The sequence below is a fragment of the Candidatus Enterococcus moelleringii genome (genome assembly GCF_017377575.1).
Lineage (GTDB): Bacteria > Bacillota > Bacilli > Lactobacillales > Enterococcaceae > Enterococcus_A > Enterococcus_A moelleringii.
In genome coordinates this window covers 12,302-24,831 of sequence record NZ_JAFREM010000003.1, presented here as the reverse complement: position 1 = coordinate 24,831, position 12,530 = coordinate 12,302, and the positions used below count along the sequence as shown (strand labels likewise).

At 44.0% G+C, this 12,530-nt stretch carries 12 protein-coding genes; all 12 read right to left on the bottom strand.

Annotated features, from left to right (window positions below):
• Positions 1-17 precede the first annotated feature (17 nt).
• Positions 18-722, bottom strand: coding sequence for a purine-nucleoside phosphorylase (deoD, locus tag JZO70_RS01380; protein ID WP_207671743.1), 705 nt, complete (start codon positions 720-722; stop codon positions 18-20).
• A 125-nt stretch (positions 723-847) separates the two neighbouring features.
• Complete coding sequence (locus JZO70_RS01375) at positions 848-1,666, bottom strand: purine-nucleoside phosphorylase (protein WP_207671742.1); 819 nt, start codon at positions 1,664-1,666, stop codon at positions 848-850.
• 69 nt (positions 1,667-1,735) lie between these two features.
• Complete coding sequence (deoB, locus tag JZO70_RS01370; protein ID WP_207671741.1) at positions 1,736-2,908, bottom strand: phosphopentomutase; 1,173 nt, start codon at positions 2,906-2,908, stop codon at positions 1,736-1,738.
• 493 nt (positions 2,909-3,401) lie between these two features.
• Entirely contained in the window at positions 3,402-4,355 is a 954-nt protein-coding gene (locus JZO70_RS01365) for an ABC transporter permease (protein WP_207671740.1), read from the bottom strand.
• Positions 4,355-5,482 carry an ABC transporter permease subunit gene (locus JZO70_RS01360; protein WP_207671739.1) on the bottom strand — a complete coding sequence of 376 codons (1,128 nt, stop codon included), beginning with the start codon at positions 5,480-5,482 and terminating at the stop codon, positions 4,355-4,357. Before JZO70_RS01360 ends, JZO70_RS01365 begins: the two co-directional genes overlap by 1 nt.
• Entirely contained in the window at positions 5,475-7,010 is a 1,536-nt protein-coding gene (locus tag JZO70_RS01355; RefSeq protein ID WP_242703716.1) for an ABC transporter ATP-binding protein, read from the bottom strand. The genes JZO70_RS01360 and JZO70_RS01355 overlap by 8 nt, the downstream gene beginning before the upstream one ends.
• A 179-nt stretch (positions 7,011-7,189) precedes the next feature.
• A complete protein-coding gene (locus tag JZO70_RS01350) occupies positions 7,190-8,290 on the bottom strand; it encodes a BMP family lipoprotein (protein WP_207671737.1) in 1,101 nt (366 codons plus the stop codon).
• Positions 8,291-8,349: 59 nt separating this feature from the next.
• Positions 8,350-8,745, bottom strand: a complete 396-nt coding sequence (locus JZO70_RS01345; protein WP_207671736.1) for a cytidine deaminase — start codon at positions 8,743-8,745, stop codon at positions 8,350-8,352.
• Between the two features lie 28 nt (positions 8,746-8,773).
• Entirely contained in the window at positions 8,774-9,436 is a 663-nt protein-coding gene (deoC, locus tag JZO70_RS01340) for a deoxyribose-phosphate aldolase (protein ID WP_207671735.1), read from the bottom strand.
• Positions 9,437-9,449: 13 nt separating this feature from the next.
• Positions 9,450-10,751, bottom strand: coding sequence for a pyrimidine-nucleoside phosphorylase (locus JZO70_RS01335; protein WP_207671734.1), 1,302 nt, complete (start codon positions 10,749-10,751; stop codon positions 9,450-9,452).
• Positions 10,752-10,895: 144 nt separating this feature from the next.
• Positions 10,896-11,906: a LacI family DNA-binding transcriptional regulator gene (locus JZO70_RS01330; RefSeq protein ID WP_207671733.1), complete on the bottom strand. Its 1,011-nt coding sequence runs from the start codon at positions 11,904-11,906 to the stop codon at positions 10,896-10,898.
• Positions 11,907-12,009: 103 nt separating this feature from the next.
• Positions 12,010-12,495, bottom strand: a complete 486-nt coding sequence (locus JZO70_RS01325; RefSeq protein ID WP_207671732.1) for a GNAT family N-acetyltransferase — start codon at positions 12,493-12,495, stop codon at positions 12,010-12,012.
• Positions 12,496-12,530: the final 35 nt, after the last annotated feature.

Here is a 12,530-nt window from a genome sequence, read left to right as displayed (position 1 = left end):
AAGTGGTTCTGGTTTGTTTATGCAATTGCTGTTTCTAAACCAACATACATCATGTCTTTAAAGGTATTTTGACGTTCTTCGGCCGTTGTATCAGCGCCGGTAACCATGTGATCACTAACCGTCATGATCGCCAAAGTCTGTACATTGAATTTCGCACCTAAGTAGTAAAGGATTGCAGCTTCCATTTCAACACCCATTACGCCATATTCCGCTAGGCGGAAAGTTGGTGCCATATCGTCTTTGTAGAAAGTATCTTCAGACAACACATTCCCTACGTGAGTGGTAAAGCCTTTTTCAGTTGCGACTTCATAGGCTTTTTGCAGCATCGCAAAGTCAGCGATTGGTGGGAAATGGAAATCTGGAAAATGCTTAGCAACCATCGAAGAGCTAGTTACAGCACTTTGGGCCAACACTAGATCGCGGACGTGAACATCTTCTGACAATGCGCCGCACGTACCCACGCGGATTAATTTCTTCACGCCGTAAGATTGGATCAATTCTTGGGCATAAATGCCGGCAGACGGCATACCCATCCCAGTTCCTTGAACAGAAACCCGTTCACCTTTGTAAGTTCCGGTAAAACCTAGCATACCGCGAACGTTGTTGTAGCATTTTGCATCTTCTAAAAAGTTTTCGGCGATGAATTTTGCCCGCAATGGGTCACCTGGTAATAAGATTTTGTCAGCAATTTCGCCTTCTTTGGCTTCGATATGGACGCTCATGTAATCACTCATTTCTATTTTATTTGGATTTTTTTATTCCGATTCATCTGACTGTCTGCCAGAAAAATAGTTTAACAAACCGAATTTAATTTGGCACGCACATGCTCTTGTGCAAGTTTCTACTATTATAATACGGCTAAGGTTTCTTTGATTAATTTCTTGAAGTCTTCTTTGACGCGTTCAGTGGTTTCCACTACTTCTTCATGGTTCAAGTTCGCCTGCATCCCAGCTGCTAAGTTGGTGATGCAAGAAATCCCCAACACCTTCATGCCGCTGTGAACTGCCACGATTACTTCTGGAACAGTTGACATGCCGACAGCGTCAGCACCCATTGCTCGCGCCATCCGGATTTCTGCTGGAGTTTCGTAAGTTGGTCCAGTAAGCCCCATGTAGACTCCTTCTTTTAGATCCAAGGATAAGCTTTCAGCGACTTCCCGTGCTTTAGCTTGATAATCTTTATTGTAGGCCGCGCTCATATCTGGGAAGCGTGGGCCCATGTTGTCGTCGTTTGGTCCGATTAATGGGTTGGTGCCCATGAAGTTAATATGATCCGTGATCAGCATCAAGTTGCCTGGCGTGAATTGTTCGTTGACTCCGCCCGCTGCATTGGTTACGACGATTGAATGAATGCCTAGTTCAGACATTACCCGCACTGGATAAGTGACCGTCTCCATTGGATTGCCTTCGTAAAAATGGAAACGTCCTTGCATTGCCAATACTTTTTTACCTGCCAATGTGCCGTAAACCAATTGACCGGCATGGCCGACTACAGTTGAAATCGGAAAATGGGGAATTTCGTTGTAGGAAATTACCACTGGTTCTTCGATTTCCTCCGCCAACTCACCTAAGCCTGAACCTAGGATTAATCCGAAATCAACGGCCCCTACTCCTTTTTCTTGAATGAATGCTGCTGTCTGCTGAATCTTTTCTTGCAACTCGATCATAATATCCTCCTTGTATAAATCAATTTATCTCATAAGACCCGCACTAAGCGGGCCCTGATTTCGCTAGTTCTATTTTAATAGTTTTAGGAAACTTTCGCCATTCTCAGTTGCAGGAACACCGAAGTTTTCAGCAATTGTTGCAGAAATATCTGAGTAATAACCTTGCGGCAGCTTGCCTTGGCTTTGCATTTTCTTGCTGTAAACCAAAAATGGTACATACTCACGGGTGTGGTCGGTTCCTGGGAAAGTTGGATCGTTGCCGTGGTCAGCGGTGATCATCAATAAATCATCCTCTTCCATCGCATCCAAAATTTCGGGAATCCGCAAATCAAAATCTTCAATCGCATGAGCATAACCCACCACATCGCGACGGTGACCATACAAAGCATCGAAGTCTACCAGGTTGGTGAAGCTCAAGCCGGTAAAGTCTTTTTTCATTACGTTCAACAATTGATCCACGCCATCCATATTGCTCTTAGTACGAACAGAATCAGTAATTCCTTGACCGTTGAAGATATCATTGATCTTACCAACGGCAATCACATCTTTGCCGTTATCCTTCAATGAATCCAAGACCGTTTTGCCAAATGGATCTAGGGCATAGTCATGACGGTTGCTAGTCCGAGTGAAGTTGCCTGGTTCGCCAAGGTACGGACGAGCAATAATTCGGCCGATCATGTAAGGATCATCCTTCGTAATTTCCCGAGTATATTCGCAAATACGGTATAATTCTTCCAACGGAATAACTTCTTCATGAGCCGCGATTTGCAGCACAGGGTCAGCAGAAGTATAGATAATCAAGTCGCCAGTCTTCATTTGTTCTTCACCGAAATCATCAATAACTTGGGTTCCGCTGTAAGGCTTGTTGGCGCCTAAAATGATGCCGCGACCAGAAAATTCAGTAATCTTGTCCAGCAATTCCTGCGGGAAGCCGTCAGGGAAAACGCGGAATGGTGTTTGGATGTTTAAGCCAGCAATTTCCCAGTGACCTGTCATAGTGTCTTTTCCTACAGAAATTTCTTCCAATTTAGTCGCGTAGCCATCGTGTTCAGGAACATCTTTAACGCCTTTTAACGGACGAATCGTTCCTAATCCTAATTGTTCCAAATGTGGAATCGTCAAGCCAGCTTCCTCTGCGATATGGCCTAACGTATCTGACCCGACATCATTAAATTGCTCAGCATCCGGTGCCTCGCCAATCCCTACTGAATCCATTACGACTAAATGTATGCGTTTAAACATTTTTCTATTCCTTCTTTCTGAATAATTGTTTTCGATCAGATGATTCCTTTGATAGCCTTATAGTATCTTGCCTGATTGATTTAAGTAAAGCTGGAGGACCTGGTGGATAATTTACGATAAGGGGGCAATTTATCACACCCGTCCGCCAGCAGGGGAACTATGGTTTTGATGCTGTTTTACGTAGTATCCAACTAAATAGATTAGGCTTATCGCTCTGTTTTGGTTATACGCGTTGTGCGTTTAATTAGTCTGAGCATTAAGCGGAACTGCGGCTAGCTCACTAGTATTGTAGTAATTTTCCTTTGAAAAATTACTCTTATCTTCGTACGCATCCCATCCAACTAAACAGTTCTGAATATTTCTAAGTTGATTATCAAGACAAGTATTTTTGGCTTGATGAACTGCAAAAAGTTGGACTGGGAAAAAGTAGAACTAGTAAAGGGCGCGACTAAGAAACACTGTCCCATAGTCCCACCCTTAATACAAAAAGCTTCTATTTAGATTTGATGTAGTTGACACCGTCGGCTTTTGGCGCAGCGGCTTTTCCTAGGAATAATACTAGGACTACAATAGTTAATACATATGGTGCTGCTTGCAGATACACGTTTGGAATCTGTGAAATCAACGGTAAGTTTGCTCCAGCGATACTTAGGTTTTGGGCAAATCCGAAGAAGATTGCCGCACCCATTGCACCGAGTGGATTCCACTTACCAAAGATCATGGCTGCCATTGAGATAAAGCCTTGTCCGGCAATCGTTGTTGATGCAAAGCGTCCAGCGATTGATTGCGCGAAGATCGCTCCGCCCATACCGCCAAGGAAGCCTGAAATCAGAACTCCTGAGTAACGCAAAGCATAAACATTAATCCCTAAAGTATCCGCAGCCAATGGATTTTCACCCACTGAACGCAGGCGCAGACCAAATTTGGTTTTGAAAATGATAAACCAAGAAATGACTGCTACTACGATAGCAAAGTAAGCTGGTAAACTGGTGTTGTTAAAGAACAAATCACCAATTACAGGAATTTTGCTTAAACCAGGAATGCTGCTATAACCAAATTGTTCTCTAATTGTGTCTGTTTGCCCTTTGCCATAAATAACCTTAATTAAAAAGATCGTCAACGGCGGAGCCAATAAATTCATTACCGTCCCGCTGATGATATGATCGGCTCGAAAATGAACGGTTGCGACCGCATGCAGCAGGGCGAAAATTACACCGGCTGCGCCGCCTGCCAGCACCCCGAGCCAAGGTGTCATCGAACCAAATTGCTCGGCAAAGGTTAAGTTGAAGACAACGGAAGTGAAGGCTCCAACCACCATGATACCTTCCAAACCAACGTTTACGATCCCGCTTCGCTCCGAGAACACGCCGCCCAATGCTGTTAAGATTAGAGGCGCTGAATATACCAATGTTTGGGTAATTAATGAACTAAGCAACTGCATATTCATTACAACTCGCCCCCTTCTTGACTTTCCTCGTTCGGCTTACTTTTTTCCTCAACAATTTCCTCTTGCTTTTTGTTGCCAGAAACTTTGGTTAAACCTAAACGAACGACATAGTTAATTGCAACAAAGAAGATAATTAATGGAATGACACTGTTTGCCAATTCGCTTGGAATTCCGGCAAACTGCATCCCTTGTCCACCCAGCTGCAATACACTGAATAGTAAAGCTGAAAGTAAAATCCCAATAGAACTGCCATTACCCAGCAGGGAAACGGCCATCCCGTCAAATCCGATACTGATGGATGCACCTTGGACAAAGTAGTTGTTAAACGTACCAATCCCTTGTACAACACCACCAAGACCAGCTAAAAATCCAGAGATGATCATGGAAATAATAATCGTACGTTTGCTGCTCATCCCTGCATATTCAGAGGCAAAAGGATTCAGACCAACGGAACGAATTTCAAAACCTAGCGTTGTTTTCTTCATTAAGAACCAAACAAGCACTAAGAAAACTAAGGCTAAGAAAATCCCCATATTGATTCGAGAGCCGCCAAAAATTTGAGTCAACCATGGTGCACGCAATGTGCCGTTCATGCCAACAAGCTTGGTTACGCCTTTGTTAGAAATAATTTCTTCTGACATCACATTATTTACGATATGATTGGCTGTATACAATAGTACATAGTTCATCATAATGGTGACAATAACTTCACTGGTACCAAAGAAGGCCCGTAAAATCCCTGGAATAGCTGCTGCAGCTGCCCCAGCCAAACCACCTGCGATAATTGCTAGTGCGACAACTAAGATTTTAGGAGAATCCGGCATGCTTAAAGCAACCCAGACACTGGCTACCCAGCCGCACAAAGCTTGTCCAGAAAGCCCGATGTTGAAGAATCCGGCTGAATTGGCTACCGAGAAGCCTAGTGCCGTGAATATCAACGGTGCTGCTCCAACGAGGATTTCCCCAACGGACATCGTGCTTTGGAAAGCGGCACTGAACATCGCGTTGTACCCGACGATTGGATTGTATCCGGTAACTAACATTAGCAAGGCTCCTAAAACGAAACCTAAAATAACGGAAATGATTGGTACTAATATATTTCTTGTTTTTTCTGCGCGATCATTCACTTGCCTCACCCGCCTTCTGTAATTCTGCTCGTGCTTCTTCCAAGCTGTACCCAGCCATCAACAGACCTAACTCATTTTCAGAAGTTTCTTTCGGATCAACAATCCCGGTGATCTCGCCGGCGTGAATTACGGCAATACGATCGGAGACATTCAAAATTTCATCTAGCTCAAAGCTGACTAAGAGAACCCCTTTGTTTTTGTCCCGTTGTTCCACCAAGCGTTTATGGATGTACTCAATTGCACCTACGTCCAAACCACGAGTTGGCTGAGAAACAATCAATAAATCAGGGTCACGGTCAACCTCGCGGGCGATAATCGCCTTTTGCTGGTTACCACCGGATAGTGAGCCGGCTGGCGCTTTTTCACTTGTGGTCCGCACGTCATATTCTTCAATTAAACGATTGGCATATTTGTCCATTTCGTTGTAGTTCAATACACCTGATTTACTTAGCGGTGCGCGATAATAAGTTTGCATCGCAATATTTTCTGATAAAGATAATTGCAAAATCAATCCGTATTTCTGACGATCCTCTGGTACATGTCCTACTCCTGATTCAGTAATCTGACGCGGTTTCTTACCGGTAATGTCGGCGCCGTTTAAAGTGACTGTTCCGCTTTCTACCTTGCGCAGACCGGTTAAGGCTTGAATCAATTCTGACTGTCCATTGCCGTCAATTCCGGCAATTCCCAGCACTTCGCCGCGATGAACATCTAAGCTAAGTTTTTTAACCGCTTCTAGTCCGCGACTTTCCTTCACCACTAAATCTTTAATGGTAAGAACAGTTTCGCCTGGTGTTGCTGGTTTTTTGTCGGTTTTGAATGATACCGAACGTCCTACCATCATATCGGCTAACTGCTGTGAGCTGACATCGGCGACATCCACCGTTCCAATGTATTGTCCGCGACGGATAACAGAGCAACGATCGGCAACTTTCTTGATTTCGTCCAGCTTGTGGGTAATCAGGATAATTGATTTGCCCTCTTTAACCAAGCCGTCCATGATTTCAATCAATTCATCAATTTCCTGCGGTGTTAATACCGCTGTCGGTTCGTCAAAAATCAAGACATTGGCTCCCCGATACAAGGTTTTCAGAATTTCTACCCGTTGCTGCATCCCCACGGAAATATCCCGAACGTAGGCATCTGGATCAACTAACAGCTTGTACTCCTCCGACAAACGTTTGATTTCTTCGGCGGCTTTTTTCTTATCCAATGTAATGCCGCTGGTTGGTTCACTACCTAAAATAATATTTTCGGTAACGGTAAACGCATCTACTAACATGAAATGCTGATGGACCATCCCAATTCCTAAATGATTGGCCTTGGTAGGACTTGAAATATCGACTTTCTGTCCGTCCATTAAAATCTCACCTGACGTGGGTTGCAATAACCCTGACAACACGTTCATCAGTGTCGATTTTCCGGCACCGTTTTCCCCTAAAAGCGCGTGAATCTCGCCTTTGCGGATCTGCAGATTGATATTGTCATTGGCTTTGAAGGTGCCAAATTGCTTGGTGATATTGCGCATCTCAATGACATATTGTTCTTCTGCCACTCTCTCTTCACATCCTATCACTTTTTAAGACCTAGACATCCATTACTATCAAAGGGGTTCTTCCCTTAATTAAACCGCGCAGCACGGCGCAGCTTAATTAAACAAAGAAGGATACCATAACCTCAATAAAGAGGTTATGGTAAGGTATTGAATTAGTCTTCTGGAGTTTCTGGAACTTCTACATCGCCTGCGCTAACTTTGTCTTTTGCTTCGTTGACTGCAGTTTTTGCATCGTCAGATAAGAAACCATCTGTTAATGAAACGCCGCCGTCTTTCAAACCAAAGACTAAGTGTTCGCCGCCAGGGAATTCGTCGTTCAAGGCACGAGTTGAGATATCTTGTACTGCTGCACCTACACCTTTAAGTGTTGAAGTTAAACAGAAGTTGCTGTCGTTGCCTTCGCTGTCAGTGTATTCACCTTCAGCTTGTTGGTCGCTATCTACACCGATAACCCAAACTTTGTCGTCAGCTGCAACTTTTTCGTTACGTGCTTTTGCTTCTGAGAATACGCCGTTACCAGTACCGCCTGAAGCGTGGTAAATTACGTCAATGTCATTGTCGTACATGTTGGCTGCAATCGATTTACCTTTATCAGGTGCTCCGAAAGATTCTGCATAACGAACGTCGATGTCAATTTCTTTGTCCATTTCTTTAGCAGTGTCATTTACACCTTTAACGAAACCAGCTTCAAAGCGATCGATTACGACCCCTTCTTCACCACCGATAAAGCCGACTTTGTCAGTTTTAGTTGTGTGAGCTGCTGCTACACCTGCAAGGTATGCTGCTTCGTTGTCTTTAAAGGTTGCTGAAACAACGTTGTCTTTGTCTTCGATTACTGAGTCAATAATAACGAAGTTTGTGTTAGGATTTGCGTCTGCTGCTGCTGTGATTGGCTCAGCCAACAAGTAACCTACACCAAAAATTGTATGGAACCCATTTGATACTGCTGAATCGATGTTGGTCGTGTATTGAGAAGCATCATCTGATTGGATATAGTCAAATCCGCCGCCACCGCGTTTGATGTTGTGTTCTTTACCCCAAGCTTGCAAACCTTCCCAAGCTGATTGGTTAAATGAACGATCGTCAACACCGCCGATATCAGTAACGATTGCTACGCTGTGATCTGCGTCTCCGCCAGCTGCACCGCCGCCTGATGAATCAGTTGTGCCGCCGCCTCCGCCGCCACATGCACCTAGAACTAACATTGAAGCTAACGCCACCGCGCCTAAACCAAATAATTTTGCTTTTTTCATTCCTGTAAAGCCCCCTTGATGGTATTTTTTTCAACAGTCAAATGACTGAATGAACAAGTTTATAAATCTTCTTCGGTAAACATATACGGCAGTAATCCTTCAACGGTCATCTCTTTTAGAACACCGTTGTCACCGACTAAGGTTACTGGCATGCTTGGTTCACAAAATTCTGACATGACTTGACGACAAGCCCCACAAGGTGAGATAGGTCTAGACGTGTGCCCAGCAATCACCAGGTGACTGAATTCCTTCTCTCCTTCAGAAACAGCTTTGAAAAAGGCGGTTCTTTCCGCACAGTTGCTTAAGCCATAGGATGCATTCTCGATATTCAAGCCTTGGTATATTTTTCCTTCTTTAGTAACTAAGCAAGCACCTACTGGAAAGTGCGAGTAAGGAACGTATGCTTTGTCTAAGGCATCGATGGCTACATCGATCCATTCTTGTTTTGCTGTCATGTTGTCTCCTAGTTCTTTAAGTTTAAAATTAGTATCCGGCACCAGATAAGCCATTCATGATAGCCACACCTGAGCTGGCACCTAAACGAGTAGCTCCAGCTTCGATCATAGCCATGGCTTCTTTCGCATTATGAATGCCGCCAGAAGCCTTCACACCCATTTCTGGGCCAACAGTTTCTCGCATTAATTTCACATCTTCAACCGTTGCGCCGCCAGTTGAAAATCCGGTAGACGTTTTAACAAAATCAGCGCCGGCTGCTTTGGCTAATTCACAGGCTTTGATTTTTTCGTCACGTTCTAATAAAGAAGTTTCGATAATCACTTTCACCAATGCTTTATCTTTGGCTGCTGCTACGACTGCTTCGATATCTCTTTGCACTTTGTCGTAGTTGCCGTCTTTCAATTCGCCGATATTGATAACCATGTCGACTTCGTCTGCGCCGTTTTCAATCGCATTGTTTGCTTCAAAGGCCTTCACTTCTGAAGTGTTTGCTCCTAATGGGAAGCCGATTACGGTACATACCGCTACTGGTTCACCCTTTAATTCCTTCGCTGCCATGCTTACCCAGGTTGGGTTGATGCAGACAGAATAGAAATGGTATTTTTTTGCTTCCTCGATAATCTTCATGACGTCCTCTTTGGTTGCGTCAGCCTTTAGAATTGTGTGATCGATTGTGCGATTTAATTCCATGTGTTCCATCCTCTCACTCGGTAACAATACCGTGTATTAATGTGGGTTCAACTGCTTGATCCCCGATTTCAATATTTTCATAAAGTAGATTTTCTACTTCTTGAAGCTCTGTTGTGTTGGCATAAATCGTTAGAAGAGACTCGCCTTCTTCGACTTTGTCGCCAATTTTTTTGTGCAGCTTAATACCGACTGCGTGATCAATTGCGTCCTCTTTGGTTCTGCGTCCGGCACCTAACTGCATGGCTGCAATCCCGATTTCGTTGGCTACTAGTTTGGTTACGTAACCAGAGGATTTCGCTGGCAACTCGCTTTCATGGCTAGCTGTCAGTAACTGTTCTGGATGATCCACTACCGAACTGTCGCCGCCTTGGTCCTTGATCATTTCGCGGAATTTTTCCAACGCTTTGCCAGATTCCAGTGCTTCCTTCAGCATTTGACGGGCATCATCCAAGGTATCTGCTTTTTTAGCTAAAACAACCATTTGACTGCCTAGGACATAACACATTTCAGTTAAGTCTTCTGGGCCTTCCCCTTTAAGGGTATCAATTGCCTCAACGATCTCCAAGCTGTTTCCCACGGCTTCACCTAATGGTTCCGACATGTCTGAAATCACTGCCATCGTTTGCCGACCTGCCAATTTGCCAATGCGTACCATCGTTTGTGCTAGGCGTTTTGCGTCATCTATGTTCTTCATAAAAGCACCTTCACCAGTTGTCACATCCAGCACGATTGCATCTGCTCCAGCCGCGATCTTCTTGCTCATGATGGAGCTGGCGATCAATGGAATCGAATCCACTGTCCCCGTTACATCCCGCAAGGCATAAAGCAGCTTGTCTGCTGGTGCTAAGTTCCCCGATTGACCGATAACTGCTACTTTGCTCTTGTTGACAATGTCAATGAATTCTTGGTCGGACAATTCAATCCGAAAACCTGGAATGGATTCAAACTTATCCAGCGTACCGCCGGTAAATCCAAGACCCCGTCCGGACATTTTCGCTACCGGAACACCTACACTTGCGACTAATGGTGCTAAAACCAAGGTTGTCGTATCGCCGACTCCGCCAGTGGAATGCTTATCCACTTTAATACCCTCGATTGAGGACAAATCAATAATCTCACCTGAATTTGCCATCGCTAAGGTTAAATTGGAAATTTCTTCGTCGGTCATGTCCTGGTAAAAGATCGCCATTAACAACGCACTCATTTGATAATCTGGAATATCTTTGGCTGTATAGCCGTTAATAATAAATTCAATTTCGTCTTTTGTTAAGGTATTTCCGTCACGCTTTTTCTCGATCAAGTCCACCATTCTCATAGCATTGCCTCCAAACTTAAAACTAATTATACATCAAAAAACCAAAAGGTAAACCACTTTAGTAAAACAGTTTACTATATAAGGAAACGCTTTTAGAAAACGTTAACATCGTTACTATAACGGGAAGAGGCTAAATTGTCAAGCCTAATCCATTTTCTTTACACTCTCACGAATAATTAATTTAGTTTGGAAGATTTTATTCGGAATTCTCTGAGAGGGAAAGTTAATAGCATCCACTAAAAATTTAGCTGCCGAAAAGCCGATTTCCGAGCTCGGTTGAAACACGGTTGTTAATGGCGGCACCATGTATTGACTAACCTCCAGGCCGTCAAACCCTACCACTGAAATATCTTCGGGAATCTTGCGGCCGCTTTCGTAAATAGCCTGGTAGCAGCCGATCGCCATTTCATCGTTCCCGCAAAAAATAGCGGTAATTTTGTCATTCTTCAGTAATTCCTTAGCTGCTTTATAGCCGCCGGCAATCGTTAAAGCCCCGGTACAAATATAGCTTTCATTAAAAGGCAATTGATGTTCAAATATCACTTGGCGGTAAGCGTTCACCCGTTCGGATAATTGGTAGTAGCCTTCGTCTTCCTTCAACATACCGATATGACGGTGACCATTTTTTACCAGCATCCGCACAACTTCTTGTGCACCAGCGTATTCTTCCACCAGCAGCTGGCCCCAGTCCCGTTCATTTAGGCCCCGGTCAATTAAAACAATCGGCCGATCCCGATAAAAGTCGCTGTCCAAAGATTGAGCTGGTCGCAAAGTAAAAGGCGTCGCTAATAAGATCCCATCCACTGAACGATGAGACAGCTCATTTAAATAGCGTTCCTCTTGCTCTTTATCATGGCGGGAATTGCATAGAATGATCATGTAGCCTAAGGGATTCAGGTAGCTTTCCACCCCTTCAATCACTTTGGAGAAGAAGAAATCCGTCACGTCCGGTACGATCATGCCGATGGTTTTTGAGTGGCGGTTGATCAAATTGGCCGCAAAAAAATCCGGCTTGTATTGATACTCATCCACAATAGCTAAGACCTTTTTGATGGTCTTTTCACTAAAGCGACTACCTTTATTATTTAAAATTTGCGAGACAGTGGTTACCGAAACCCCAGCCTTTTCTGCAATTTCTTTAATGGTAATCTTCATAAGTGCTCCGTCCTTTTGCTTATTTTCCCTCAGTGTAGCAAAGAAGTTTTTATTATGAAAGGCTTTTTGGTGATCCACTGATAAAAAAACGAAGCTGGTCAGCTTATTTCTCCTGTGCCAGCTTATCTAGTTCGTCACCAGTCACTCGGAAAACAGTCCATTCATCCATGGGAACCGCACCCATTTTTTGGTAAAACTCAATCGACGGCAAATTCACATCCAAACACCACCACTCCAAACGACCGTAATCACGCTGAATCACTAGGTCAGCTAGAAAACCCAGCAGCTGCTTGCCAAAGCCGTAGCCCCGCCACTTTTCTCGGACATATAGGTCTTCCAAGTACAAACCCGGCTTGCCTAAAAAGGTGGAGAAGTTGCTGAAAAATAACGCGAAGGAAACCGGCTCTCCATCGACTTCTCCGATAATCACTTCGGCTTTTTGTTCTTCAAACAGTGATTTGTATAATATTTCTTCCGTAGCTACGACTTCCTGCAGCAAATTTTCGTAGTCCGCCAGCTCTTTGATGAAGGTTAGAATCAATGGAACATCTTTTTCTTCGGCTAGACGAATCGTCATATTTTGGGTCATTTGTTGACACCTCCGAGGGTAATGATAGCATGAAA

What these genes read in the sequence shown, in the direction of transcription:
- deoD (WP_207671743.1), bottom strand. Translation starts at nt 722, where the DNA reads ATGAGCGTCCATATCGAAGCCAAAGAAGGCGAAATTGCTGACAAAATC.
- JZO70_RS01375 (WP_207671742.1), bottom strand. Translation starts at nt 1,666, where the DNA reads ATGATCGAGTTGCAAGAAAAGATTCAGCAGACAGCAGCATTCATTCAA.
- deoB (WP_207671741.1), bottom strand. Translation starts at nt 2,908, where the DNA reads ATGTTTAAACGCATACATTTAGTCGTAATGGATTCAGTAGGGATTGGC.
- JZO70_RS01365 (WP_207671740.1), bottom strand. Translation starts at nt 4,355, where the DNA reads ATGAATATGCAGTTGCTTAGTTCATTAATTACCCAAACATTGGTATAT.
- JZO70_RS01355 (WP_242703716.1), bottom strand. Translation starts at nt 7,010, where the DNA reads ATGCGCAATATCACCAAGCAATTTGGCACCTTCAAAGCCAATGACAAT.
- JZO70_RS01350 (WP_207671737.1), bottom strand. Translation starts at nt 8,290, where the DNA reads ATGAAAAAAGCAAAATTATTTGGTTTAGGCGCGGTGGCGTTAGCTTCA.
- JZO70_RS01345 (WP_207671736.1), bottom strand. Translation starts at nt 8,745, where the DNA reads ATGACAGCAAAACAAGAATGGATCGATGTAGCCATCGATGCCTTAGAC.
- deoC (WP_207671735.1), bottom strand. Translation starts at nt 9,436, where the DNA reads ATGGAATTAAATCGCACAATCGATCACACAATTCTAAAGGCTGACGCA.
- JZO70_RS01335 (WP_207671734.1), bottom strand. Translation starts at nt 10,751, where the DNA reads ATGAGAATGGTGGACTTGATCGAGAAAAAGCGTGACGGAAATACCTTA.
- JZO70_RS01330 (WP_207671733.1), bottom strand. Translation starts at nt 11,906, where the DNA reads ATGAAGATTACCATTAAAGAAATTGCAGAAAAGGCTGGGGTTTCGGTA.
- JZO70_RS01325 (WP_207671732.1), bottom strand. Translation starts at nt 12,495, where the DNA reads ATGACCCAAAATATGACGATTCGTCTAGCCGAAGAAAAAGATGTTCCA.